This is a genomic window from Pseudomonas sp. FW305-3-2-15-C-LB1 (assembly GCF_058787615.1).
Genome location: NZ_JBYSZX010000001.1, coordinates 20,948 through 45,721, shown reverse-complemented (window position 1 = coordinate 45,721; position 24,774 = coordinate 20,948). Strand labels below are relative to the sequence as shown.

Sequence of the window (24,774 nt, the reverse complement as noted above, 5' to 3'; positions counted from 1 at the left end):
GCCCTCATTCCACAGCACCACGCATCAACTCATGCTGACCGAAGTCGAAACGCCCCAGTACTTTGACCTTTGAGGTGCTGCTCAGCTCGGCAAAGGACAACACCGGTACGTAGTTGAACTCTTCCAGCAACAAGGTACGCAGAGGGCTGCGTAAATCCTGCGCGACCAGCATCACGCTCTTGAATTTCGGGCGCACGGAAAAGGCTTGATTGAGCAGGTTGACCAACGCCGCGCTATGCTCTTCGTCGAGTGCGAAGAACACGCCGGTCTGGGTCTGGCGCAATGCCTCACGCAGGATGTTTTCACTCTGCGGCGACAGCAGCCACGCGTGCAGGCCGTCTGCTTCCCTGTACTGATGGTAGATCTGTGCCTTGAGCGCAATGCGCGCGTAGTCGGCCAGCGCCTCCGGTTCACGCTCATGCTGGCCGTACTCGATCAGTGACTCGACAATCAGCCGCACCGCCCGCAACGGCACACCTTCGCTGGCCAAGCGTTGCAACACTGCCGAAAACCGCGACAGCGGCATGATCCGCTGGAGCTCCTGGACCAATTCCGGTTGGTTGTGCTCCAGCCAGCCGAGGATCGACTTACTCTCTTGAATCCCCAGGAACTGTGGCCCGCTGAGCATCATGGCCTGCTTCATGCGTTCTACGATCAGGCTCGCCGCAGTGAAGCGCTCCAACTGCGGATCATCGAGCAACGGATCATCCGGCGGCACCCAGAGCCAATCCTGCTCATCGCGCTCCGCCTGCCCCGCTATGGCGTGCGCAGGCTCAATGGTGAATGCCTTGCGCTCAATTGCAACCAGGCTGACGACCGATGCCCTGACCATTGGCACCTCATGCACACAAAAGCGCATTTCATCGTCGGCCAGCGTGTCATCGAGTTCCACCTCGAACGATGGCAATGTGAGGCCGATATTGGTGACCAGCGCATTTCGCGCCTGGCGAATCGCATAAATAAGATCGGCCACCTCGGGCGTGCCGCGCAGCACCGGAGAGAACTGCAGCAGGTAGGGCCTTGTGGGGTCGAACCCACGCAAATCCTCATGGCCATTCTCTTCGGGGCGCACCGCTTCCTCGGCTCCAGCGTTGGGTTGTTCCTGCCGTTGGCGCTGGCGCATCAAGTAATACCCCAGGCTTCCAGTGACCAACGCTATCAGGATAAACACCACGGTAGGCATGCCAGGCACCGCCGCAAAGGCGAGCATCCCAACCGAAGCGATCACCCAGCTCTTGGGTTCGCTCGTCATCTGCCGGGCGATTTCGGCGCCCATGTTCGTGATGCCTTTGCGACCATCCGGCGCCACACGGGTGATGATCATGCCGGCGGTGAGAGAAATCAGCAGCGCCGGGATCTGCGCAATCAGACCGTCGCCGATGGTCAGCACCGAATACAGGCTGATAGAGTCGGAAGCACTCAAGCCATGCTGGAACATGCCTGTGGCGAAGCCGCCCAACAGGTTGACCACGACAATGATCAGGCCGGCGATAGCGTCGCCCTTGACGAACTTCATCGCACCGTCCATGGCCCCGAACAGTTGGCTCTCGCGAGACAACTGGTCTCGCTTGTCCCTTGCCTGCATGCCGTCGATGAGGCCGGCACGCAGGTCGCTGTCGATGGACATTTGCTTGCCGGGCATGGCATCCAGGCTGAAACGCGCAGCCACCTCGGCCACCCGCTCCGAGCCTTTGGTGATGACCAGAAAGTTGACCAGCGTCAGGATCAGGAAGATCACCATCCCCACCGCCAGGTTGCCGCCGACCACGAAATTGCCGAAGGCCTCGACGATCTCACCGGCGTCCTGCTCCAGCAGGATCAGACGTGTGGTTGCAATCGACAGCGCCAGGCGGAACATAGTGGTCAGCAACAGAATCGACGGAAACGATGAGAACGCTAATGGCCCCGGCAGGTACAGCGCCAATACGATCAACAGGCACGAGATACAGATGTTGAGCGCAATCAGGATGTCCACCAGCCAGGTGGGCAGCGGCACGATGAAAATGAACACGACGGCCATCACCACCACGGCGCCCAGCACTTCGGCGCGCTGCGCGACTTTCAGCAAAAAACGGTTGATGGCCGAAAGCGCAGTCACGCAAGAGTCTCCGGCGTTGCCGTGGCTTGCAGGTACTCACGCTCCATTTTCGTGAGTTCCCCCATTCTTACCAACAGGTTGTGCAGAAGCTGATCACGCGTCCGGTTGTCAAACCACAATGCCAGAGGGAACTTGTTGAATACCGAGTAAATGGCATTGAGGGCTATCAGGGTGCGGCTGAGTTGGCTGCCCGCTTCCAGTTCCTCCAACAGTCGTTGAAGTTCCTGGGAGTCGATGCCTGTAGTGGTGTAACCCAACAAGCGCTGCATCAGCTTCGACGTAACGCGCTCTATCCTCAGACGCTCGATCAATGCCTGGCACAGGACAAATACTCCACTCAACTGCCAACAGCTTTGCAGGCCCAGGAGCAAGGTACGCAAATGCGCCGAGGGCAATGATGACACCTTCGCCGCGATATCGTCCGCCAAGGCTTTTTGCATCACCTTGAGCCCTTTTGAAAACCGTTCGTCACCGTATACATCCAGCAGTGCCTGCAGGATCTTCATCAGGGATTGGCGCGAAACCACGTTGGTGTAATAGAGCATTCGCAGCGCCTGACGCTCTTGCAGGTCGGCACATCCCGCCCGAAGTGCAGCCGCAGTATTCAGACCTGCCTGGATCTCCCCTTTGAAACGCGCCTCAAGCTTGATGATTGCATCGCGTGCCAAGGTTGCTTCGGTGCCCGACTGGGCTTCCACATTCTTGAGCACAATAAAGGTGAGAGCGGGGTCGCCCTCGCAAAGCCCCAGCAACTTTTCAACCCCGACAAGCATTCGCAGCTGCTGCTTGAATTGCAATATGGCCATTGCCAACGTCTTCTTGGCGGGATGACCCCATTGATCATAAAGCTGATTAAGCAACTGAACCGCAGCCACAGGCAGGATGAGCTGCCGCCGATTCAGTGCCCGGCTGCTGGCTCCCACTTCCTCGTTGAACAGAAGAGCCAGGTCATCGGCTACCTGGCTTGCAGTAGGTGTGGAGGTATGACTGACACTTGGCCGATCCTCGTTGCGAATTTTTTGCAGTTCGGAAGGGAAATCAACCATGACTGGACCTGAACAGGAAGAGTATTTCCCTGTGTGGCAAAAGCAGCCAAAGCGGTTCCATCAACAAATGGTCCACTGCACATTTGAAAAAACTTGCACAAGCCTTCAACGCTTTCTGCAAGCACTTGCACAAAAGCGCGCCAACAAAAAATTTTTATGCATATAAATCAATAGATTATGAAATTTTTCCGCCTGGCACAGCCAGTGCAAATGGGGTTCTCGTCGACACCTTTCGACTGCGTCTACTCCAAGGAAAAATCCATGAATATCCCTATTGAAGCTTTAGCGCACCTGGTTGGCAGCTCGCCTCAATTCATGCTTCACCTGACAGACGACCAGCAAAAAAAACTTCGGCGCTTCATTCACAAGCGCGTACTCAACCCCGAAGATGCAGACGACCTGCTGCAATTGACGTACCTGGAAGCCTGGCGTAACCGTGAACGTTTCAGCGGGAATGCCACGCTCAGCACTTGGATGTGCGGTATCGCGCAAAACCTCATACGCAACCACTTCAGGCGCTTGTATGCCAAACCCGTGCATTGCGAATTCGACGAGTCGCTGTGGCACGGCCAGGAAGACAACCACAATCTGGACTGGGAATTTGAAATCAATCGACGCCTGGAGAAAACCTTGAGCGCCATCGACCACCTACCCATAGAGATGCGCAAGACGCTCTACGCCTCACTGGAAACCGACGGTAGCTACCAGGAGACCGCCGACGCACTGGAGATTCCGATCGGCACGGTCCGCTCGCGCCTCTCTCGGGCGCGCGAACAGCTTAAACGCGCCACTCACAACTCGACGCGTTCTTAAAATCAGACGTTGCGCTGGACGGCAGGGATATCTGCCCACCGCGATCAGGCTTTTCTGACTGCGCAGGCGGGCGAATCGCGAACCACTCGTCGCCCGATCCGGCAATTTCGCTTAAACAGTTGAAAGCGTAGATAAAATTCAAAATAAATACTTGACGCATTGCCGTTCTACGCGAATAATGCGCGCCACTTGGCTACATAGCTCAGTTGGTTAGAGCATAGCATTCATAATGCTGGGGTCCGGGGTTCAAGTCCCTGTGTAGCCACCAAGTACTAAAAACGGCTTACCGAAAGGTAGGCCGTTTTTTTATGCCTGGAGAAAAGTGCGGGGCATACTCGAAGCGCTCCTCCCCCTACGGCCCAGAGTTGCGCCCGAAAAAAGGCGCCATCTGTATTTTGACGCTCCCTTGACCCGCTGTTAGTGTCCAGCCTCCCCTCTAAGCACGGAGTGCTCCACGGTGAAACTGGACATCTACCAAGTCGACGCTTTCAGCCAGTCCCCCTTCGGCGGTAACCCCGCGGCAGTCTGCCCGCTCACCGAATGGCTCAGCGATGAGCAACTGCAAGCCATCGCCGCCGAAAACAACCTCTCTGAAACGGCCTACTTTGTACCTCGCGGCGAATTCTACGAATTGCGCTGGTTTACGCCCGAAATAGAAGTGGACCTGTGCGGCCATGCCACGCTTGCGGCGGCGTGGGTGTTGATTCACCAACTGACGGACGCGCCAGAGGTATTGCGCTTTGCCACGCGTAGCGGCGAACTTCGGGTGACGCGCAATGGTGATGAACTGTCGATGGACTTCCCCGCCAAGCAACCACAACCCTGCGAACCGCCCGATGGCATGTTGAGCGCGCTCGGCATTGAACAGGCCGACGTGTTCAGCACTGATGACTACATCGTACTGCTGGAAGACGAAGCGCAAGTCGCCGCACTGACACCAGACTTCGCCCACCTCAAGGGCCTGCCCAAACGCGGCATCGCCGTGACGGCCCAAAGCGCGAGGTTTGATTTTATCTCCCGCTGGTTCGGGCCGAATGTGGGTGTGAATGAAGACCCGGTGACCGGTTCGGCCCACACTTCATTGGCGCCATTCTGGGCTGAGCGCCTGGGCAAGAACCGGTTGACCGCCGAACAGGGCGGCAAGCGCCGTGGCCAACTGCGCTGCGAGCTCAAGGGTGATCGCGTGATCATTTCCGGCCACGGGGTGCTCTACCTGCAAGGCACGATTTACCTGTAAAAAGCACTACCCCAAGGACAACAGATCATTCTCAAAATGAACGGAGTTCAGCGCGTGTTTTCGATTTCCCGCCGTCAACTGTCGGTGATTGCCGCAGCCCTCACCCTGGCTGCCTGCCATACCCCGGTCAACCAACAGCCTCCGGCACCGGAGCTGGGTTCCGGCTATCGCACCGACCTCACGACTCAACACGCCGAGCGCCATATGGCCGCGGCGGCCAACCCGCTGGCAGCCGAAGCCGGACGCGAGATGCTGCGCATGGGCGGTTCGGCAATAGATGCGGCGATTGCAATGCAGGCAGTGTTGACGCTGGTGGAGCCGCAGTCCTCCGGCATCGGCGGCGGCGCGTTCATCATGGTGTGGGACGGGAAAAACGTACACGCGTATGACGGCCGTGAAACCGCGCCGGCCGGGGCCACCGAGCGTTTGTTCCTGAGGGGCGACGGCACACCGATGGCGTTTGCGGAGGCGCAGATTGGGGGACGCTCAGTCGGTACGCCTGGAGTATTGCGCGCGCTCGAAATGGCGCACAAGAAGACTGGCCGGTTGCACTGGGCCACGCTGTTCGAGCCGGCAATCCGCCTGGCGGAACAGGGCTTCGCCATTTCTGCGCGCTTGCATAGCCTGATCGCGGCTGACCATAACATCCCGCAATCACCAGATATGGCGGCGTATTTCCTGAATGCCGATGGCACACCGAAAGCCACCGGCACCGTGTTGAAAAACCCGGCGCTGGCCAATGTGTTCAAACGCATCGCCAAGGAAGGCCCGGACGCGCTGTACCAAGGGCCGATTGCCGATGAGATCGCACGCAAGGTGCAAGGTCATCGCAACGCGGGCAGCCTGTCCCAGGCAGACCTCAAAGGCTATAGAGCCAAGGAGCGCCCCCCACTGTGCACCGATTACAAGCAGTGGAAAGTCTGCGGCATGCCACCGCCGTCGTCGGGCGGGATCGCCGTCGCGCAAATCCTGGGCACCTTGCAGGCCCTGAAAGCCCAGGACATCGCGGCGATGCCTCCGGTAAAAAGCGCATCGCCTGCCGGCCTTGAACCAACGCCCGAAGCCGTGCACCTGCTGGCCGAAGCCGGGCGCCTGGCCTTCGCTGATCGCGGCCTCTACGTCGCGGACGCGGACTTCGTGCCCGTGCCGGTCTCGGGCCTCGTCGCACCGGAGTACCTGGCCAAGCGCGCCGCCTTGATCGGCGAGCGCAGCATGGGCATCGCCAAACCGGGCGTACCAGCGGGTATCCAGGTGGCCTATGCGCCGGACCGCTCGCCGTTGCGCATCTCCACCTCACAAGTGGTGGCGGTGGATGACCAGGGTGGCGCCGTGTCGATGACCACCACGGTGGAAGCGGCGTTCGGCTCTCATCTGATGGTGCAAGGTTTCTTGCTCAACAACCAGATGACCGACTTCTCGTTTATCCCCGAGGAAAACGGCCAGCCGGTGGCCAACCGCATCGAGCCCGGCAAGCGCCCGCGCTCGGCGATGGCGCCGACCCTGGTGTTCGATCGCAACAGCGGCGAGTTACTGGCCACGGTCGGCTCGCCCGGTGGCTCGCAAATCATCGAGTACGTCAGCAAGTCCCTGGTGGCGATGCTTGACTGGAAACTTGACCCGCAAGCGGCCATCAGCCTGCCGAACTTCGGCAGTCGAAATGGTGCCACCGAGCTGGAGACCGGCCTGTTCAGCCCTGCACTGAAACAGGCCCTCAAGGACAGAGGCCATGCCCTGAGCGAGATCGATATGACCAGCGGCATCCAGGCCATCGTTCGCATGCGGGATGCCCAGGGCAAGGTGTCGCTCAGTGGCGGCGCCGACCCTCGGCGTGAAGGCAAAGCGGTCGGCGACTGAACACTTCAAACATCGGAGAAAGCGCTCGTGCAACAGGCAGATAATCTCGGCGCCATCCCTGGCGTCGACCACGGTTTTTGTTCGATCAATGATCCGCTGCGCCCCGATGGGGTGTTCATCTGCAAGCAGGTGCATAGCGCCTCAGTGATCGAGTGGCAAGCCGACCAGGTACCCAATACCGTTGAAGCGGACGGGGTATGCACAGGTGAGCACAAGCCCATCGCGGTGATCACCGCTGACTGCCTGCCCCTTCTGATTGCCGCGCAGAACGGCGAAAAGGTCGCTGCGGTGCATGGAGGATGGAAGGGGCTGCAAAGCGGGATCATCGCCAATGCAATCAAGCGTTTTACCGACGAAGGGATTGCAGTCGACCAGTTGCGCGTGGCGATCGGACCGTCGATCAAACCGTGCTGCTATGAGGTGAGCGAGGGGTTTGTTGCGCAGTTCCAGGCTGACCAGGGGCACCTGTGGGCAACCGGGCGGGCGCCGTGGAGCGCAGCGCAACCCGCACCGTTATTGCCCGCGCAAATTGCACCGCCCCACGCCAGGCAAGCAGCAAGCGCGTGGTTTGACTTGAGCGGGTATGGCGTGATGTTGCTGCAAGCGGCCGGCATCCGGCGTGAACAAATCGAGGTGAGTGAGGTGTGCACTTACTGCACCTCCCCCACCTTTGCCAGCTACCGCCGAAGGACGCATCACCCGGAGGAAATGAAGACGTTGATCTATTCGTGGATTGCTCGTACGCAGCGGTGAGAGGCAGCTTACCAAGCACGGTCCCAGGCCCTACTCATATCGCCGACACGCAAAGTACCATGTCATTTTTTGCGATAAAACGCACCTTGAGCAGTACCCGTTATCCTGCGATTTTCTGGCCCGTCCGTTCTTGCCAGAGGCTACGTCAAAGACGTAGAATTCCGCGTGTTAACGATAATAGAATCGCCTCTGTTCAGCAGGTTATGGCCTGACTATTGGACCGAAGAGGAAAGAGGCATTTTCATGGCTTTTCTAGCCAGTCATCCTGAAGCAGGGAACGTTATACCCGGCTCAGGCGGACGTCGAAAAATACGCTGGAGCCTGGAAGGTCGAGGCAAAAGTGGATCGGTACGAATAATCTACACCACACAATTGGCTTGCGGGGCCTTGGTAGCGCTACTGATATATGGCAAGGGCGCGACCGACAGTATTCCAGCGCACACCCTGTACAAAATCGCGAAGGAAATGAACCATGCCACTCACTGAGAAACAGCTGCAAGAACGGGATGCCAAACGCAACATTGGCGAAGAGCTGCTTGCCACTGTTCAGGATGTTAAAGCAGGACGATACGGCTCGGTGAAACAGGTCGAAATCACTCAAGCCGCCGAAGCAAGAAGCAAGACCGGGTTGTCGCAACCCAAATTTGCTGAGCTTCTGGGCGTTTCGGTAAGAACCCTTCAAGAGTGGGAGCAAGGGCGTCGCTCCCCTTCTGGCGCAGCACGCTCCTTGCTGCATATCGCTGCAATCAGACCGGACGTCTTTCGGGAAGTCCTCAGTAACGCCTGATGGCGTTACTGAGCCACTGATGAACGACTACCGACTGATCTTCAACCCCTTGCGCCCCGCATGCCGCTCCAGCGCCAGCTCGATCAGGCGGCTCAGCAGTTCGCTGTAGCTCATGCCCGCCGCCTGCCACAGCTTGGGGTACATGCTGATGCGGGTGAAGCCGGGCAGTGAGTTGATTTCGTTGATCAACACCTCGCCATCGTCGGTAAGGAACACATCGACCCGTGCCAGGCCGGAACAGCCCAGCACCTCGAAAGCCTCAATGGCCAACCGGCGAATACGCTCGCTGGCGTCATGACTGATATCGGCCGGCACCACCACCTGGGCGGCCTGGTCGTCGATGTACTTGCTGTCGTAGGAATAGAAACCACTGCTCACCACAATCTCGCCGCAACCACTGGCGATGGGGTGATCATTGCCCAGCACGGCGCATTCGATTTCGCGGCCTTTTACCGCCGATTCGAGCAGCACTTTTTCATCGAAGCCCAGGGCCAGTTCAACGGCAGCATGGTACTCGGCTTCGTCGCCGACTTTGCTCACGCCCACCGATGAGCCTTGGTTGGCAGGTTTGACGAACATCGGCAGGCCGATCTTGTTCACTGCGGCCTCAAACGAAGTACGCGCCGCATTGCTGCGGGTCAGGGTGATGAATGGGGTGACGGCAATCCCGGCATCGCGCAGCAAGCGCTTGCTGATGTCCTTGTCCATGCACACCGCCGAACCGAGCACGTCGGAACCCACGAAAGGCAGGTCGGCCATACGTAACAGGCCTTGCAGGCAACCATCTTCGCCGAGGGTGCCGTGGACGATGGGGAAGATCACGTCGACATGTTCCAGCAGACCGCTGCCGGAAGTCTCCACCAATTGCTGGCTGGCCTTGCCGGGCACCACCGCCAGTTCGCGGTTGGACTGGTTGAGGGCGATCAGAGCGGGATTTTCCTGGTTGAGCAGGAAGTTCGAAGTATCGTTGAGGTGCCAATGGCCGGCCTTGTCGATACCGATCAACACCGGCTCGAAGCGCGAGCGGTCGAGCGCATCGACGATATTGCGCGCCGACTGCAACGACACTTCGTGCTCAGCCGAACGGCCACCAAAAATAATACCTACCCGCACCTTGCTCATGACCCGACCTCACTGTTGAACGTAAGGCTTCTTACCACGGGCCGTCAGCGATTCGCTACCAGATGTGCGCCGAACAACACATAGCAGCCACCGGCAAAGCGGTCGAGCCACTTGCGCGACCGGCTGTAGAGCGTGGCCATGCGTTCGCTGGAAAACACCAGTGCCACGCTGGAATACCAACTGAACGACAAGGTGGCCATGGTGATCACCGCCAGGGTCAGCAGCATCGGCGACGGCGAAGGCGGCATGGTTGACGCGAAGATGGTGGCAACAAACAAAGCGGCCTTGGGGTTGGACAGATTACCCAGCAACCCCAGGCGCCACGCGGAAAACAGCGAGCGCCGGGCGTCATCCGGCAGCACGTTCTGGCTCATGTTCGGTGAAGACCGCTTGAACAGTTTCAACCCGAGGTAGATCAGGTAGCAGCCGCCGATGATCTTGAACGCCAGATACAGCATCGGTGCCGCCGTAAACAGCGACTTGATGCCCAGGCCACCCGCCAGGCCCCACATGATCGTACCCGTGGCCACTCCCGCCGATGCCACCACACCATGACGGCGCGAACAGCTGGCGGCCAGTTGCGCCGTGTTGAAAAAGTTGGGGCCAGGCGTGACCACCGCGACGGTCCACAGCAAGGCCAGGGAAACCAGGGGCGTCACATAGGCCGGGTTGAGAAAATCCATGGTGGGCAGCTCCATCAGCGCGAGGCACGAGCGACGATCATAGGCCTCTGCCCTGCCCTGCACAATCGTACAAGACCCCGGCAGACAAGGGATGCAGACTGGGTTAACGTATTTCCCTCTCTTTTTTGTGACCCCTTACCATGGGCAAACCCACCGCCACCCTCGACTGGTTGCACCGCGCGCCCCATGCCAGTGGCCTGGACCGTATCGAGGCATACTTTGCCGGCTTCGCCTTCGACCCGCATCGCCACGACACTTACGCCATCGGGCGTACGTTGACGGGCGTGCAGAGCTTTCACTACCGCGGCGACATGATCCACAGCGTGCCGGGCACAACCATGGTGCTTCACCCCGATGAAACCCACGACGGCCACGCCGGCAGTGAAGAGGGCTTCAAATACCGGATGATTTACGTAGAGCCGTCGCTGATCCAGCAGATTCTCGGCGGCAAACCGTTGCCGTTTATCCCGGGCGGCCTGTCTACCGACCCCAGGCTGTTGCGCGCCAGCGAAGTGCTGCTGCAGAACCTGGACAACCCCATCGACCCATTGCAGGAACAGGACGCCCTGTTCGACCTCGCCCATGCGCTGAACAACGTCTCGGGCGGGATCATCAGCCGCAAGACTTTCGACTACGTGGCCGCCGAGCGCGCCCGGGAGTTCATCCACAGTGCGCTGGGCCGCAGCATCACTCTGGATGAAATGGCCGACCACGCCGGCCGTGACCGCTGGGCCTTGTCGCGGGATTTTCGCCTGCTGTTCGGCACCAGCCCCTATCGCTACCTGACCATGCGCCGCCTGGACCTGGTGCGCAGCCTGCTGGCCCAGGGCCAATCGCTGGTGGACGCGGCGATGACGGCCGGCTTCACCGACCAGAGCCACATGACCCGGCAGTTTCGCAGCACCTACGGCATGCCGCCGTCGCGCTGGGTAAAGATGCTCGGGCGCTGACTAGGCTTAGAGCGCGTGCCCATCAATCGGCTGGCCGATGGTGAGAAAATGCCCGCCCGCCACATGGTGCAAGGTGCGCAGTTCATCATGCCCTTCGAAGTGCCAGCGGCCGTCGCTGAATACGCGTTCGTCGGCATAGGCCGCGACCACTTCACCCAAAAACAGATCATAGGCCTGCTGGTTATGAGGCTCGGGCAGCAGTCGGCATTCCAGCCAGGCCACGCAACCTTCCAGCAGCGGCGCGTCGATGTGTTCACCGCGGAACGTGTGCAAGCCGTAGGCGGCAAACTTATCCGTGTCGGCACCGGTGGTGTTGCCCACGGTTTGCACAAGGTCGGCCTGGCTCGCGCAAGGCACCTGCAACACAAAGGTGCCGGCGCCTTCCAGCAGTTGGCGGGTCCAGGTGGCCTTGTCCAGCACCACCGCTACCTTCGGCGGTTCGAAATCCAGCGGCATGGCCCAGGCCGCGGCCATGATATTGCGCTGGCCGTTGTGGGCAGCGCTCACCAGCACCGTAGGGCCGTGGTTGAGCAAGCGGTAGGCCTTGGACAGCGGGACGGGGCGACGGTGGGTAGGGCTCATGGACAGTCGACTCTTGATACCAGAAAGCCCCTACGATACCTGAAGCCCTACGCTCAACTCGACAGTTGGTTGGCGAACTGGCCCACCGCGCTGACCACCTTCTGCGCCCCGTCCTGGATCTCCACGATCACCGTGCCCGCTTCGGCAGCCAGCGCCAGGCCCTGTTCGGCTTGCAGGCGACCGTCGGTCATCAGGGCGACCGCGTCGCGGGCCATGTCCTGGTTCTGACGGACCACGCCGACAATTTCCTCAGTGGCCTTGCTGGTACGCGAGGCCAACTGCCGAACTTCATCGGCGACTACCGCAAAACCACGACCTTGTTCGCCAGCACGCGCCGCTTCGATGGCGGCGTTGAGCGCCAGCAGGTTGGTCTGCTCGGCAATGCCGCTGATGGTCTTGACGATGGTGCCGATCACTTGGGATTGGGCGTTGAGCGCCTCGATACCGTCACCGGCCTGTTGCATGTGCCTGGCCAGGTCGCGCATCACATCCACCGCCTGGGTCACCACGGTGGTGCCGCGCTGGGCGCTGTTGTCGGTTTGCAACGAGGTGCTGTAGGCAATGTTCGCCGCGTCGGCGACCGCCTGTTCCTGGTTGACCTGGTCGGTGATCACCGTGGCGAACTTGACCACTTTGTACAACCGGTCATTGGCGTCCAGCACCGGGTTGTAGGTCGCTTCCAGCCACACCACGCGGCCATGGCTGTCGACCCGTTTAAAGCGTGCCGCGACGAACTCACCGGCGTTCAAGCGCTTCCAGAAGTCCTGGTACTCGGTGCTGTTGTATTCCTCTGGCTCGCAGAATATCCGGTGATGTTTGCCCTGGATCTGCGCCAGGCTGTAACCCATGCCCCCGAGGAAACGGTCATTGGCGCTCAGCACGTGCCCGCCGAGGTCGAACTCGATCACGGCGGTAGAGCGCACCAGCGCGTTCATGAGGTTTTCATGCTCGCGGGAAGCCTCGATGGTGCGGGTGAGGTCGCTGGAATAAATCGAAAAATGCTTGATGCGCCCCTCGGAGCTGCGCACCGGCTGCAGAATCGAACGCAGCCAGGCTTCCTGGCCATTGCCCCGCATCAGGCGCACGGTGCCGGCGAAATGCTCGCCGCGCACCAGGGCGTTCTTGAAGCGTTGCTGGAACTCATCCCTGCGCACGTGGGCTGGCTCCAGGTCTTCGATCGCACGCCCCAGCAGTTGGCCACTCTGGTAGGCCAGCTCCTGCAGGAAGTTGGCATTGGCCCATTCCACCCGGCCTTCGGCGTCCAGCGTCAGGCACAGCATTTCACTTTCCAGGCTCTCCTTGACCTGATTCAAGCTGGACAACTCTTCGCGAAGAGCCGACAGCTCCTGCTTCAAACGGGTGTTGAACATGGGGCACCGAGGATCAAATGAGGGAGATGAATCCGACCTGCATCGGCGCTGCCGGCATTTTCTTAAGCGAGCTTGAGGCCCTCGCCCAAGTATTTTTTCGGCCACATCAGCTGCCGTTGTTTCGGCACACGCCCATCACTTGATACTCAAGGGTCTTGAGCTTGCCGCTGGAGTCTTCATAGGTCATGCGCGACGGCACCGCGTTGCACGAGCGGATCGGCGGCGTGACGTTGACCACCTTGGCGATGTCCAGCTTCATGCCATAGCGATACGCCTGCACCTCGGGCGCCGGCTTGCCCTTTTTGGCGGCGTACTCGGCCATGGCTTTTTCATTGCGCTCCATCATCAGTGCGAACGTACGGTCCCCCCCACCTTCGGCCAACGCACCGAACGACAGGATGGCGGTTAAAACACCCAGCGCGACTTTATAAAACTTCATGATTAGTTCCTCGACTGAAAGATTCAGTGCGCAGACTAACCAACTGACCCTGACGCAAACTTCACCAGAGCATTACTTATTTGTTAGATAAGTGTGAGTTTCCAGAATTGTAATCTTCGTGCCACTTCTTCGTTATCTGCGGTTTGCAACTATCAGCCCGGGCCAGATCAATAAGAACGCCCGCTCTCATAAGAAGCTGAAACTGCCAAGCACCAGGAGCGAACCATGCGTATCCGTCACTACAGCCTTCCCCTTTCACTGTGCGCCGCTTTCCCGCTGGCTGCCGTGGCCGTGGAGGACCCGCCCGAGGGCTTTATCGAAGGCAGCCGCTTCAATGTGCTGGCGCGTAATTTTTACTTCAACCGCGATGATCGCAAAGGCCAGTCCAGCCCCACCGGCAATGGCTATTCAGAGGCCTGGGCACAAGGTTTGATCGGCCGCTTCGAATCTGGTTTTACCCAAGGCACCGTGGGCTTTGGCGTGGATGCGTTTGCCATGGTCGGCATAAAGCTGGACTCGGGCACCGGCCGCAGCGGCGGCAAAGGCTCGTTCGGCGTGCAGCCGGTGGACAGCGAAAACCACCCCGAGGACACCTACAGTAAAGTCGGCGGCGCCGCGAAACTGCGCATGCTGGATACCGTCATCAAGGCCGGCGACGTATTCCCGCTGACCCCCGTCGTGGCCTACGGCGATTCACGCGTGTTGCCGGAAAGTTTTCGTGGCGTGACCGCACAGAACACCAGCCTCGAGGGCCTGACCCTGCAAGGCGGGCGCTTGAGCGGCATGAGCCAACCGAGCGAGAGCGGCATGAACAAAGGCTTCGCGACCTTTTACGCAGGCCCGGTCGACTCGCCCTGGGTCGGTTATTTCGGCGGTGATTACACCGTCAACCAACACCTCAGCGTCAGCCTTTACGGCAGCCGCTTGAAAGATGCCTGGGACCAGTACTACGTCGGCAGCGCCGTCAGCTATCCGCTGGGTGAAGATGTCTCGCTGTTCGGCGACGTCAACTACTACAAGGCGGTGGACGAGGGCCGGAAAAAGCTCGGTGAATTCGATAATGCCATCTGGAGCGCCCGGCTCGGAGTGAAGGTCGGCGCCCACAGCCTGGCCCTCTCCCACCAGCGCAACAACGGTGATGACGACTTCGACTACCTGCGCCAGTCCGACTCGATCTTCCTCAACAACTCGATCCAGTACAGCGACTTCAACTCGCCCAAGGAACGCTCATGGATGGTGCGCTATGACCTGGACATGCAGGCATTCGGCATCCCCGGCCTGTCGTTCATGACCCGCTACGGCAAAGGCACTGGCGCCGATTACAGCAACGCCAACGCGGTGTACATGCGTCGCGATGCAGCCGGCGCCCCACTGACCGACCAACGCCGCTGGGAGCGGGATATCGAGGCCAAATATGTGGTGCAAAGTGGAAACTTGAAGGATTTATCACTGCGGCTGCGCCAGGCGACCGTGCGCTCAAGTGCATTCGAGTCGGACTTGGAAGAAGTTCGGCTGATTATCGAGTACCCCATTGCGGTGCTTTAAGGTAGGCCAATTACATTCACTTGCCGATGCGCTACATCTCTTCACAGGTTGAAGTCTGTCAGAACTGTAATATTGGTCTCACCTTCTCGTTAAGTTGCACTTTCTACACTGCACACCGAACACCTCTCATCTCTGCGGCTTTCGTGTAGCTCCTTTGGAACAGAGATGAATTTTTGCGCCCCGGTCGGGGCGTTTTTTTTGTGTGCAGGCTCAGTGACGAATCGTCGCACCTGTCTGACATGGCTTGACCCTAAAGCTACTTCACGGTCCAGAGTTTTCCTACAGCCTCCCCCGCCTCGCCATGAGGCCATGCCCTTTTCGTTTTCTTTAAAGGTAACTCCCCATGCGTATCCTTGTGGTTGAGGACGAGCAAAAAACCGCCGACTACCTGCAGCAAGGCCTGACCGAAAGCGGTTATGTCGTCGATTGCGCCGCCAGCGGCATCGATGGCCTGCACCTGGCCCGGCAGCACAGCTACGAATTGGTGATCCTTGATGTGAACCTGCCCAACACCGACGGTTGGGAAGTGCTGGAGCAACTGCGCCGCGACGGCAATCAGCGCGTGATGATGCTGACCGCACGCGGTCGGCTGGCCGACAAGATCAAGGGCCTGGACATGGGTGCCGATGATTACCTGGTCAAACCCTTTGAGTTTCCCGAACTGCTCGCTCGCGTGCGTACGTTGCTACGGCGCAGCGAGCACATCCCGGTGCCGGACGTGCTGCGCGTCTCGGACCTGGAACTGGACCCGCGCCGGCATCGCGCCTACCGCGGCAACCGCCGGATCGACCTGACCACCAAGGAGTTCGCCCTGCTGCATGTGCTGATGCGCCAGTCCGGCGAGGTGATGACCCGCACGCAGATCATCTCGCTGGTGTGGGACATGAACTTTGACTGCGACACCAATGTGGTGGAGGTCTCCATCAGCCGCCTGCGCGCCAAGGTCGATGACCAGAGCGAGGTGAAGTTGATCCACACCATTCGCGGCGTGGGGTATGTGCTGGAGGCGCGGCCATGAAGACCAGCAGCCTGTCGATGCGCCTGGGGTTGACCGTCAGCCTGATGGGCGCCGGGCTGGTTTTGCTGCTGGCAACCCTGGCGTACCTGGCCCTGACCCACGAATTGGACAAGCTCGCGCGCAAGGGCCTGGAAAACAAAATGGAGCAACTGGCCCATACCCTCGGCCAAGGCCTCGATGAACACCGCATCACCAACCGCCCCCATTCACTGCTGGACCTGGTGATGGGCCACGACAATATCTACCTGACCATCATCGGCGCACGGCCCGATGCACCGGTACTCCTCAGCGTCGGCGCCAGGCCCCAGCAACCGCTGTTGCTCGACGTGCCCACCGGCAAGAACCTGGCCTATTTGAACTGGGTCGATGGCCAGGGCAATCGTATTCTCAGTGCGACGCGCCTGATGCCCCTGCAAGGGGGCGAATACGTACGCGTGTTGTTGTCGCTGGACCGTTCCGATGATGAAGCGTTGCTCAGTGCCTACCTGCGCTCCACGGTAATCGCCCTGCCGATGCTGCTGATCCTGATCGGCATGGGCGCCTGGTGGCTGGTGCAACGCGGGCTTGCGCCCTTGCAGCAGTTCAGCCGGGTGGCGGCCAAGGTCAGCACCCAGGACCTGACCCATCGCCTGGCCCTGGACAACCTGCCCAAGGAACTCGGCGAATTGGCCCAGGGCATCAATTTCATGCTGCATCGCCTGGACGCCGGGGTGCAGCAGCTGTCGCAGTTCTCCGACGACCTGGCCCACGAACTGCGCGCCCCGCTGACCAACCTGATGGGCAAGGCCCAGGTGACCCTGTCCCGCGAGCGGCCCTCGGCGGAGTACAAGGCCGGCCTGGAATCCTGTACCGAGGAAATGGAGCGTCTGTCGCGCATCGTCTCCGACATGTTGTTCCTCGCCCAGGTCAGCCACCCGGCGGCACGGGCCGGGTTTGCCCCGGTGTCGCTGGCCGAGGAAGCGCAACGGGTGATGGCACTGTTCGCGCTCAGCGCCGAAGACAAGCACGTGACCCTGAGCCTGCGCGGCGATGCCTGGGTAACGGGCGACCGCTTGATGATCCAGCGCGCCATTTCCAACCTGCTGTCCAATGCCATTCGCCACACCCCCTGCGACTCCAGCGTGTTGCTACTGGTGGAAAGCTACGACCGGAGCGTGGCGCTGTCGGTCGGCAACCCTGGGCGCGGTATCGAGGCCCATCACTTGCCCCACCTGTTCGAACGTTTCTACCGCGCCGACAGCAGCCGTACCCGCGCGGAAGGCGGCACCGGACTCGGCCTGGCGATTGTGCAGTCGATCATGCACCTGCATCAGGGGCACGCCGAGGTCAGCAGCCAGCCGGGCCGGTTCACACGGTTCAGCCTGGTGTTTCCTCTTCCTTGCGATGGGCCCACTGATACAGGGCCGGCAGCACCAGCAGGGTCAGCAATGTTGAGGAAATGATCCCGCCGATCACCACCGTCGCCAAGGGCCGCTGCACTTCGGCACCGGTGCCGGTGGCAAGCGCCATGGGGATAAACCCGAGGGACGCCACCAATGCTGTCATCAACACCGGACGCAGTCGGGTCAGCGCGCCTTCGTTGATCGCCATCGACAACGAGCGCCCTTCCTCACGCAGGTTGCGGATAAAGGCGATCATCACCAGGCCGTTCAGCACCGCCACGCCGGACAAGGCGATAAAGCCCACCCCCGCCGAGATCGACAGCGGAATATCCCGCAGCCACAGCGCCATGATCCCACCGGTCAAGGCGAACGGAATCCCGGTGAACACCAGCAGGCCGTCCTTCAGGTTGTTGAACATCATGAACAACAGGCCGAACACCAGCAGCAATGCCACCGGCACCACGATGCGCAGGCGCTCGGAGGCTTCCTTCAACTGTTCGAACTGGCCGCCCCAGGTGGTCCAGTAGCCCGCCGGTACTTTCACCTGGGCGATCAAGGCAGCCTCGGCCTCCTCGACAAACGAGCCGATATCCCGGCCCCGCACGTTGGCGCTGACGATCACCAGGCGCTTGCCATTCTCGCGGCTGATCTGGTTCGGGCCGAGCACCAGGTCCAGACTGGCGACCTGGGACAAGGCGATAAACCCCAACTGGCCAGCCGCATTACCCGGCACCGGAATCAACAGCCGAGACAGCCCGTCGATATCGGTGCGCAACGCGTCGGACAAACGCACGACCATGTCGAAACGCCGGTCACCTTCATACAACGTACCGGCCTGGCGCCCACCGACAGCGACGGCAATGGTGTCCTGCACATCGCCCACATTCAGGCCAAAGCGCGCAGCCTTGTCGCGGTCGATATTGATGGTCAGCACCGGCAGGCCGGACGTCTGCTCAACCTTCACTTCCGAGGCGCCATCAAGCGTCTGCAAGGTCTCGGCGATTTCCCCGGCGGTGGTGTTGAGCACGCCCATGTCATCGCCGAACACCTTCACCGCCACATCACTGCGCACCCCGGAAATCAGTTCGTTGAAGCGCAGTTGGATCGGCTGCGACAACTCGTATGCACTGCCTGGCACAATCGCACTGGCACGCTGGATATCAGCGATTAACGCTTCCCGGGACTTCTTCGGGTCGGGCCATTGGTCCTTCGGCTTGAGCATCACGTAGCTGTCGGAAATATTTGGCGGCATCGGGTCTGAGGCAATTTCCGCGGTGCCGGTACGTGCAAACACCCGCTGGATTTCCGGCACCTGGGCCATCAAGGTTTTTTCCAGTTGCTGCTGCATCTGCACCGATTGCGTCAGGCTGGTGCCGGGCACGCGCAAGGCCTGCTGGGCGAAGTCGCCCTCACTGAGGCTGGGGATAAACTCGCTGCCCATGCGGCTGGCAAGAACGCCGGAGGCGACGATGGTCAACACGGCCAAGCCGAACACCAGCGGTCGGCGCGCCATCACCCAGTCCAGCACCGGTGCGTAGACCCGGCGCGCGGTGCGCATCACACTATTTTCTTCTTCCTTGACCTTGCCGGTGACGAACAGCGCAATCGCCGCCGGCACGAAGGTCACCGACAGGATCATCGCGCCCAACAGGGCGATCACCACGGTAAACGCCATCGGGTGGAACATCTTCCCGGCCACCCCGGTGAGGGCGAAGATCGGCAGGTACACCACCATGATGATCAGTTGCCCGAAGATCAGCGCCCGCCGCGCTTCCTTCGCCGCCGCAAACACCTCATGCAGGCGTTCGCTGCGGGTCAGCAGGCGGCCGTGACGTTGTTGCGCATGGGCCAGGCGGCGGATGGCGTTCTCGACGATCACCACTGCGCCATCGACGATAATGCCGAAGTCCAGCGCGCCGAGGCTCATCAAGTTGGCACTGACCTTGTTGGTGAACATTCCGGTAAAAGTGAACAGCATCGCCAGGGGAATCACCATGGCAGTGATCAGCGCAGCGCGGATATTGCCGAGGAACAGGAACAGCACCGCGACCACCAGCAACGCACCTTCGAAGAGGTTTTTCTTCACGGTGGCGATGGCTTTTTCGACCAGGTGGGTGCGGTCGTAGACCGTGACCGCCACCACGCCTTCGGGCAGCGAGCGGTTGATCTCTTCGAGTTTTTCCGCCACAGCCTGGGACACGCTGCGGCTGTTTTCACCGATCAACATGAACACCGTGCCGAGCACGACTTCACGGCCGTTTTCGGTGGCGGCGCCGGTGCGCAGTTCGCGGCCGATCTCGACCTGGGCCACATTGCGCACGCGAATCGGTGTGCCGTCCGAGCTGGTGATAACGATATTGGCGATGTCGTCGATGGACGCCAACTGGCCCGGTGCCCGGATCAACAGTTGCTCGCCACTGCGCTCGATATAGCCAGCGCCGACGTTGGCATTGTTGCGCTCCAGCGCCGTGACCAGGTCATTCAGGGTCAGGTTGTAGGCCGCCAGGCGCTTGGGGTCGGGGGCAATCTGGTACTCCTTGGCGAAGCCACCAATGGTGTTGATCTCGGCCACGCCCGGCACGTTGCGCAGTTGTGGCTTGATGATCCAGTCCTGGATGACCCGCAGGTCGGTGGGTGTGTAAGGCGTGCCATCGTCTTTGCGTGCGCCGTCCTCGGCCTCGACGGTCCACAGGAAAATTTCCCCGAGGCCGGTGGAAATCGGCCCCATGGCCGTTTCGATGCCGCTGGGCAATTGCTCGCGGGCCACTTGCAGGCGCTCGTTGACCAGTTGCCGGGCGAAGAACAGGTCGGTGCCGTCCTTGAAGATCACCGTTACCTGAGACAACCCGGAGCGCGACAACGAACGGGTCTGCTGCAATCCGGGCAAACCGGCCATGGCGGTTTCGATGGGGAAGGTGATGCGCTGTTCGGTTTCCAGCGGTGAATACCCGGCCGCCGCCGAGTTGATCTGCACCTGTACGTTGGTGATGTCAGGTACCGCGTCGATGGGCAATTTCTGATAGCTGGTGATGCCGACACCGGCCATCAACAGCACCGCCAGCAGCACGATGATGCGCTGCTCGATGGCAAATTGGATAAGGCGCTCAAACATGGGGAATCACTCGCAGGATCAATGGGCGTGCTCGGCCGAGCCTTTGCCCAGTTCGGACTTGAGGATGAAGCTGCCGACCGTGGCCACCTGCGCCCCGGCATCGAGGCCCTGGCGCACTTCGACGTAGCCGTTTTCGCTCGCACCAAGCTCCAGGTGACGGGTGATGAAGCCCTCCGGGGTACGTACGAATACCGAGGGTTTGTCCTCGACGGTCTGGATCGCGGCCTGCGGGACGGTGACCTTCGCCTGGTAAGAATCCGTCGCCAGTTGCACGCTGACAAACAGCCCAGGGCGCCAGGCGTCATCGGGGTTGGGCACACTGATGCGCACGGTGGCCGTGCGCGTCTGCTCACCGAGCAGGTTGCCGACGTAAGCCACAGTGCCCTGCACTTGGGTGCCCATTTCGGTGGAGCTGACGGTGACCGGTTTGCCCACCCTGACCTTGTTCAAGTCCTTGGGAAACACACCGAAGGTCACCCACACCTGGGACAAGTCCGAGAGGGTGAAAGCGTTGCTGGTTTCGCTGACGACTTCACCGACACCCAGGTGTTTTTCCACCACCACACCGGCGAACGGGGCGCGCAACTCGTAGCGATTGCCGCCAACCAGCACAGCGCTGCCGCTTAATGCGGTCATCTTTTGACGAGCGTTGTTCAGGGCAATCTCAGCTTCCTGCAGGGCCTGGCGCGCCAGCAGGTAATCCTGTTCGGCGGAGATCTTGTCCTGCCACAACTGGCGTTCACGCTGAAAGGTGGTACGCGCCAATTCAACCCGGCGCTCGCTGGCGGCCAGCTCACTGCGCTGGTCGGAGATCTGCTGGCTGGCAATCACCGCCAACAGCTCACCCTTCTTCACCGATTGGCCGAGGTTGGCCTTGACCGACTCCACCACACCCGCCACACGCGGGATGATATGGGAGGTGCGATCTTCGTCGAAACGCACCTCGCCCGGCAGTACCAGCATCGTGCTAAGGGTGCGGGGCTCGGCCTGGGCCAGTTGAATGCCAGCGGCCTGGATCTGCTGCTCGGTGAGTTCGAGTGTGCCTTCTACTTCATCGGCCCAGGCAACGCCGGACAGCATCAGGCCCAGGGCAATGGCAAGTGCCACACCGTGTCGGTTGTTCATAAAGGACTCCAAAGACAATCAAAACCGGGCGAGGTCGCCGTAGATCCGTTCGATACGCACCCAGGCGTCAGTGGCCTGGGCGGTGGCGGTGAGGTACTGGGTGCGCGCAGCGATCAGGGTGCGCTGGGCGTCGAGCACGTCGAGGTAGCTGAACTTGCCCATCTCGAAACAACGGGTGGCGCTGTCCACTGCACTTTGCGCGGCGGGCAGGATCTGCTGGTTGAACGCGCGCACTTCGGTATTAGCGGTTTGCCACAGGTCCAGCGCCTGGCGGGTTTCAGTGCGCAGGCGCAGTTCGGTGGCGTTGCGCAGGTCACGGGCCTGGTCGGCGCGGCGGGTGGCGGCGAGCACGTTGCCCTGATTGCGGTTGAACAGCGGGATCGGCATCGACACGCCCACCAGGTTCACGCGCTCGCGCACGCTGGCGTCGTACTGGCTGCCGATGGACACATCGAGGTCGGGAATGCGTTGGGCTTTTTCCAGGCCGACGCTGGCTTCGTTTTGCAGAATGTTCAGCTCGGCCAGGCGCAGTTCAGTGGTCTGCTCAAGGCGCGTCAACAACTGTGCAAGCGGCGGCAGGGGCGGTGTGGATTGGGACGGTGTAGCGACGGCCTGGAAATCCGCGCCGGCACTGCCGGTGCTGGCGGCCAGGCGGCGAAAGGCGTCGGCGAGGCCGACCTGTGCGCGGTTCAATTCCAGGCGCATTTCCGATAGTTGCACCTGCGCACGGGTTGCCTCTACCGGCGACGCTTTGCCCGCCGTGACGCGACCATTGGCAACGCCCAGGCCGCGCTCGGCCACGGCCATGGAACGCTGCGCCAGGTCGAGGCGTTCCTGGGCACGCAGCGCGCCGTAGTAGTTGTCGATGACGTCGGCGCGCAGTGTGTTGCGGCGCTGTTCCAAGGTCAGGGCGGCGGCGTCCTGGGCACGGCTGGCCACGTCAATGCGTGCACCACGCTTGCCGCCCAACTCCAGGGCCTGGCTGAGCTTGATGGAGGTGGTGCGAGAGTTGCGACGGGTGTCTTCGGCGTCCCAGGAGAGCACCGGGTTGGGGATCAACCCGGCCTGCTGGCGGCCGCCCTGGGCGATGTCGACTTCCCATTGTGCAGCCGCCAGGTCAGGGTTATTGGCGAAGGCGGTCTGCAAGGCTGAATCGAGTGTGAGGGTCTGTGCCTGGGCCGCGCCGGCAACCAGCCACAACACACCCGCCCCCATGAGTTTTCTAACGGAAATTGCCATAACGAGAGTTCCACGCCCATGAAGTACAAGCGCAGGCAATGTAGCGGCCGCGACTTATCAGGGCGGTGGAGCAAAGATTACAAATCCGACAGCAATGGCTCTGCGGCGGGCATTTCGACCGCCCGCCGCTGATCGCACCAAAACGGTACATAAGCACTTGGCCAGCGCGGTATCGGGTATGCTTTTCGGGCAGGAAACAAAAAGAAACAATTTCCCCAACCTGTTCGATAAGGAGTCCCGCCTTGGAGTTATCGACTGCCGCGTGGATGGTTCACGACACTCGCCTTATGTTTTGTGTACTGCTGGCCATCGCCAGCATCATCGTGCTGATCAGCGCGACCAAGTTGCCGCCATTCCTGTCGATCCTGATCGGCACCTTTATCGCCGGTGTCGGCGCCGGCCTGCCGCCGGAAGAAGTGGCCAAGGCCTTCAGCAAAGGCGCCGGGGCGATCCTCGGTGAAGCCGGGATCATCATTGCGCTGGGCTCGATGCTCGGCGCATTGATGGCCGAATCCGGCGCGGCCGACCGCATTGCCACCACCTTGCTCGGGCTGGGCAAGGGCAAGTCATTGCCGTGGGTAATGGCGCTGGTGGCGATGGTGATCGGCCTGCCGTTGTTCTTCGAAGTGGGCCTGGTGATGATGGTGCCGATCATCTTTGTGATGGCCAAGCGTTCGAACCAGCCACTGCTGAAAATCGCCATCCCGGCACTGGCCGGCATGACCACCCTGCACGCTCTGATGCCGCCGCATCCGGGGCCGCTGATTGCGGTAGGCGCCTTGCACGCCGACCTCGGCCTGACCATGTTGCTGGGTTTCTGCCTGGCGGTGCCGGCGGTGATCCTGGCTGGTCCGATCTATGGCAACTGGCTGTCCAAGCGCCTGCAGGTGGATGAACCGGCGGACATCGGCGCACTGTTCAGCGCACCGCCCAAGGCGCCGCGCCAGCCGAGCTTTACCGTGTCGTTGCTGATCATTCTGTTACCGGTGATCCTGATGCTGGGCAGCACGCTGGCCAAGGTCGCGCTACCGGCCGACAGCAGCGTCGGCCTGACCTTGAAGTTCCTCGGTGAACCGCTGATCGCCCTCGGCCTGGCCGTGATCGCCGCCGTGATCTGCCTGGGCTGGGCCGCCGGCATGCCAAGAGCCGACGTGGGCAACACCCTGCGCAAAGCCCTCGCCCCCATCGCCGTCTTGCTGCTCACCATCGGCGCCGGCGGCGGCCTCAAGCAAACCCTGCTGGATGCCGGCGTGAGCCAGACCATCAGCAAGGTCGCCGAAGGTGCGCACATGCCGTACCTGCTGCTGGCGTGGCTGATCGCGGTTGCGCTGCGCCAGGCAACGGGTTCGGCGACAGTCGCCACCACCACGACGGCGGGCATTCTCGCGCCGATGATGGCCGGGTTGGCGGTGACGCAAAGCTCGTTGGTCGCGCTGGCTATCGGCGCCGGCTCGGTGTTCTTCTGCCACGTCAACGACGCCGGGTTCTGGATGGTGCGTGAGTACTTCGGCTTGCAACTGAAGCAAACGATCTGGGTGTGGTCGGTGTTGCAGACGATTGTTTCAGTCGTCGGTCTGGTGGGGACGCTAGTGCTTTGGCATTTCCTGACCTAAAAACGC

General features: G+C 60.9%; 19 protein-coding genes, 1 tRNA gene and 2 pseudogenes. 11 read left to right on the top strand and 11 right to left on the bottom strand.

Going from position 1 to position 24,774, the window contains the following annotated elements:
- Positions 1-4: 4 nt before the first annotated feature.
- Together sctV and sctW are read right to left on the bottom strand one after the other, a co-directional pair.
- Entirely contained in the window at positions 5-2,098 is a 2,094-nt protein-coding gene (sctV, locus tag AC3WP7_RS00215) for a type III secretion system export apparatus subunit SctV (protein ID WP_092240553.1), read from the bottom strand.
- Complete coding sequence (sctW, locus tag AC3WP7_RS00210) at positions 2,095-3,144, bottom strand: type III secretion system gatekeeper subunit SctW (RefSeq protein WP_092240551.1); 1,050 nt, start codon at positions 3,142-3,144, stop codon at positions 2,095-2,097. Before sctW ends, sctV begins: the two co-directional genes overlap by 4 nt.
- Before the next feature lie 261 nt (positions 3,145-3,405).
- Between sctW and AC3WP7_RS00205 the strand changes: the two genes are divergently transcribed.
- From AC3WP7_RS00205 to AC3WP7_RS00180, 6 genes are all read left to right on the top strand, one after another.
- Positions 3,406-3,957, top strand: coding sequence for an RNA polymerase sigma factor (locus AC3WP7_RS00205; protein WP_092240549.1), 552 nt, complete (start codon positions 3,406-3,408; stop codon positions 3,955-3,957).
- Positions 3,958-4,148: 191 nt separating this feature from the next.
- A tRNA-Met gene (locus AC3WP7_RS00200) sits at positions 4,149-4,225 on the top strand.
- Between the two features lie 189 nt (positions 4,226-4,414).
- Positions 4,415-5,194 carry a PhzF family phenazine biosynthesis protein gene (locus tag AC3WP7_RS00195; RefSeq protein WP_093119987.1) on the top strand — a complete coding sequence of 260 codons (780 nt, stop codon included), beginning with the start codon at positions 4,415-4,417 and terminating at the stop codon, positions 5,192-5,194.
- 36 nt (positions 5,195-5,230) lie between these two features.
- Positions 5,231-7,048: a gamma-glutamyltransferase gene (ggt, locus tag AC3WP7_RS00190; protein ID WP_102591643.1), complete on the top strand. Its 1,818-nt coding sequence runs from the start codon at positions 5,231-5,233 to the stop codon at positions 7,046-7,048.
- A gap of 27 nt (positions 7,049-7,075) precedes the next feature.
- Positions 7,076-7,801, top strand: a complete 726-nt coding sequence (gene pgeF, locus AC3WP7_RS00185) for a peptidoglycan editing factor PgeF (RefSeq protein WP_093529263.1) — start codon at positions 7,076-7,078, stop codon at positions 7,799-7,801.
- A 472-nt stretch (positions 7,802-8,273) separates the two neighbouring features.
- Positions 8,274-8,588: a helix-turn-helix domain-containing protein gene (locus AC3WP7_RS00180; protein WP_093119998.1), complete on the top strand. Its 315-nt coding sequence runs from the start codon at positions 8,274-8,276 to the stop codon at positions 8,586-8,588.
- A 27-nt stretch (positions 8,589-8,615) separates the two neighbouring features.
- On the opposite strand, the gene ddlA is transcribed toward AC3WP7_RS00180, so the two are convergent.
- Together ddlA and AC3WP7_RS00170 are read right to left on the bottom strand one after the other, a co-directional pair.
- On the bottom strand, positions 8,616-9,710 hold the full coding sequence (ddlA, locus tag AC3WP7_RS00175; RefSeq protein ID WP_102591645.1) for a D-alanine--D-alanine ligase: 1,095 nt from the start codon (positions 9,708-9,710) through the stop codon (positions 8,616-8,618).
- 44 nt (positions 9,711-9,754) lie between these two features.
- Positions 9,755-10,393: a LysE family translocator gene (locus tag AC3WP7_RS00170; protein WP_092240541.1), complete on the bottom strand. Its 639-nt coding sequence runs from the start codon at positions 10,391-10,393 to the stop codon at positions 9,755-9,757.
- A 140-nt stretch (positions 10,394-10,533) separates the two neighbouring features.
- Between AC3WP7_RS00170 and AC3WP7_RS00165 the strand changes: the two genes are divergently transcribed.
- Positions 10,534-11,343, top strand: a complete 810-nt coding sequence (locus AC3WP7_RS00165; RefSeq protein ID WP_092240539.1) for an AraC family transcriptional regulator — start codon at positions 10,534-10,536, stop codon at positions 11,341-11,343.
- Positions 11,344-11,349: 6 nt separating this feature from the next.
- On the opposite strand, the gene AC3WP7_RS00160 is transcribed toward AC3WP7_RS00165, so the two are convergent.
- The 4 genes and pseudogenes from AC3WP7_RS00160 to AC3WP7_RS00145 form a co-directional block, all read right to left on the bottom strand.
- Positions 11,350-11,925, bottom strand: coding sequence for a flavin reductase family protein (locus AC3WP7_RS00160; protein ID WP_092240537.1), 576 nt, complete (start codon positions 11,923-11,925; stop codon positions 11,350-11,352).
- A 53-nt stretch (positions 11,926-11,978) separates the two neighbouring features.
- Positions 11,979-12,410, bottom strand: a pseudogene (locus AC3WP7_RS00155) (methyl-accepting chemotaxis protein); the annotation flags it as partial.
- A gap of 108 nt (positions 12,411-12,518) precedes the next feature.
- A pseudogene (locus AC3WP7_RS00150) lies at positions 12,519-13,205 on the bottom strand (PAS domain-containing protein); the annotation flags it as partial.
- Positions 13,206-13,401: 196 nt separating this feature from the next.
- Complete coding sequence (locus AC3WP7_RS00145; protein WP_092240533.1) at positions 13,402-13,734, bottom strand: DUF2790 domain-containing protein; 333 nt, start codon at positions 13,732-13,734, stop codon at positions 13,402-13,404.
- A 225-nt stretch (positions 13,735-13,959) separates the two neighbouring features.
- Here AC3WP7_RS00145 and AC3WP7_RS00140 point away from each other — a divergent pair, with 225 nt between their 5' ends.
- From AC3WP7_RS00140 to AC3WP7_RS00130, 3 genes are all read left to right on the top strand, one after another.
- Positions 13,960-15,279 (top strand): OprD family porin, encoded by a 1,320-nt coding sequence (locus tag AC3WP7_RS00140; RefSeq protein WP_102591646.1) that lies wholly within the window; start codon positions 13,960-13,962, stop codon positions 15,277-15,279.
- 343 nt (positions 15,280-15,622) lie between these two features.
- Positions 15,623-16,297 carry a heavy metal response regulator transcription factor gene (locus AC3WP7_RS00135; RefSeq protein ID WP_071490997.1) on the top strand — a complete coding sequence of 225 codons (675 nt, stop codon included), beginning with the start codon at positions 15,623-15,625 and terminating at the stop codon, positions 16,295-16,297.
- On the top strand, positions 16,294-17,739 hold the full coding sequence (locus AC3WP7_RS00130) for a heavy metal sensor histidine kinase (RefSeq protein ID WP_092240528.1): 1,446 nt from the start codon (positions 16,294-16,296) through the stop codon (positions 17,737-17,739). The genes AC3WP7_RS00135 and AC3WP7_RS00130 overlap by 4 nt, the downstream gene beginning before the upstream one ends.
- Here AC3WP7_RS00130 and AC3WP7_RS00125 read toward each other — a convergent pair.
- Genes AC3WP7_RS00125 through AC3WP7_RS00115 form a run of 3 tightly spaced genes read right to left on the bottom strand, consistent with a single transcriptional unit; the run spans position 17,654 to position 23,155 of the window.
- Complete coding sequence (locus tag AC3WP7_RS00125) at positions 17,654-20,791, bottom strand: CusA/CzcA family heavy metal efflux RND transporter (protein WP_102591647.1); 3,138 nt, start codon at positions 20,789-20,791, stop codon at positions 17,654-17,656. The genes AC3WP7_RS00130 and AC3WP7_RS00125 overlap by 86 nt on opposite strands.
- A gap of 18 nt (positions 20,792-20,809) precedes the next feature.
- Positions 20,810-21,916 (bottom strand): efflux RND transporter periplasmic adaptor subunit, encoded by a 1,107-nt coding sequence (locus AC3WP7_RS00120; protein ID WP_093529278.1) that lies wholly within the window; start codon positions 21,914-21,916, stop codon positions 20,810-20,812.
- A gap of 18 nt (positions 21,917-21,934) precedes the next feature.
- Positions 21,935-23,155 (bottom strand): TolC family protein, encoded by a 1,221-nt coding sequence (locus AC3WP7_RS00115; protein ID WP_102591648.1) that lies wholly within the window; start codon positions 23,153-23,155, stop codon positions 21,935-21,937.
- Positions 23,156-23,397: 242 nt separating this feature from the next.
- On the opposite strand from AC3WP7_RS00115, the gene AC3WP7_RS00110 reads away from it, so the two are divergent.
- Complete coding sequence (locus AC3WP7_RS00110) at positions 23,398-24,768, top strand: GntT/GntP/DsdX family permease (RefSeq protein WP_102591649.1); 1,371 nt, start codon at positions 23,398-23,400, stop codon at positions 24,766-24,768.
- Positions 24,769-24,774: the final 6 nt, after the last annotated feature.

What these genes read in the sequence shown, in the direction of transcription:
- sctW (WP_092240551.1), bottom strand. Translation starts at nt 3,144, where the DNA reads ATGGTTGATTTCCCTTCCGAACTGCAAAAAATTCGCAACGAGGATCGG.
- AC3WP7_RS00205 (WP_092240549.1), top strand. Translation starts at nt 3,406, where the DNA reads ATGAATATCCCTATTGAAGCTTTAGCGCACCTGGTTGGCAGCTCGCCT.
- ggt (WP_102591643.1), top strand. Translation starts at nt 5,231, where the DNA reads ATGAACGGAGTTCAGCGCGTGTTTTCGATTTCCCGCCGTCAACTGTCG.
- AC3WP7_RS00180 (WP_093119998.1), top strand. Translation starts at nt 8,274, where the DNA reads ATGCCACTCACTGAGAAACAGCTGCAAGAACGGGATGCCAAACGCAAC.
- ddlA (WP_102591645.1), bottom strand. Translation starts at nt 9,710, where the DNA reads ATGAGCAAGGTGCGGGTAGGTATTATTTTTGGTGGCCGTTCGGCTGAG.
- AC3WP7_RS00170 (WP_092240541.1), bottom strand. Translation starts at nt 10,393, where the DNA reads ATGGATTTTCTCAACCCGGCCTATGTGACGCCCCTGGTTTCCCTGGCC.
- AC3WP7_RS00165 (WP_092240539.1), top strand. Translation starts at nt 10,534, where the DNA reads ATGGGCAAACCCACCGCCACCCTCGACTGGTTGCACCGCGCGCCCCAT.
- AC3WP7_RS00160 (WP_092240537.1), bottom strand. Translation starts at nt 11,925, where the DNA reads ATGAGCCCTACCCACCGTCGCCCCGTCCCGCTGTCCAAGGCCTACCGC.
- AC3WP7_RS00145 (WP_092240533.1), bottom strand. Translation starts at nt 13,734, where the DNA reads ATGAAGTTTTATAAAGTCGCGCTGGGTGTTTTAACCGCCATCCTGTCG.
- AC3WP7_RS00140 (WP_102591646.1), top strand. Translation starts at nt 13,960, where the DNA reads ATGCGTATCCGTCACTACAGCCTTCCCCTTTCACTGTGCGCCGCTTTC.
- AC3WP7_RS00135 (WP_071490997.1), top strand. Translation starts at nt 15,623, where the DNA reads ATGCGTATCCTTGTGGTTGAGGACGAGCAAAAAACCGCCGACTACCTG.
- AC3WP7_RS00130 (WP_092240528.1), top strand. Translation starts at nt 16,294, where the DNA reads ATGAAGACCAGCAGCCTGTCGATGCGCCTGGGGTTGACCGTCAGCCTG.
- AC3WP7_RS00125 (WP_102591647.1), bottom strand. Translation starts at nt 20,791, where the DNA reads ATGTTTGAGCGCCTTATCCAATTTGCCATCGAGCAGCGCATCATCGTG.
- AC3WP7_RS00120 (WP_093529278.1), bottom strand. Translation starts at nt 21,916, where the DNA reads ATGAACAACCGACACGGTGTGGCACTTGCCATTGCCCTGGGCCTGATG.
- AC3WP7_RS00115 (WP_102591648.1), bottom strand. Translation starts at nt 23,155, where the DNA reads ATGGCAATTTCCGTTAGAAAACTCATGGGGGCGGGTGTGTTGTGGCTG.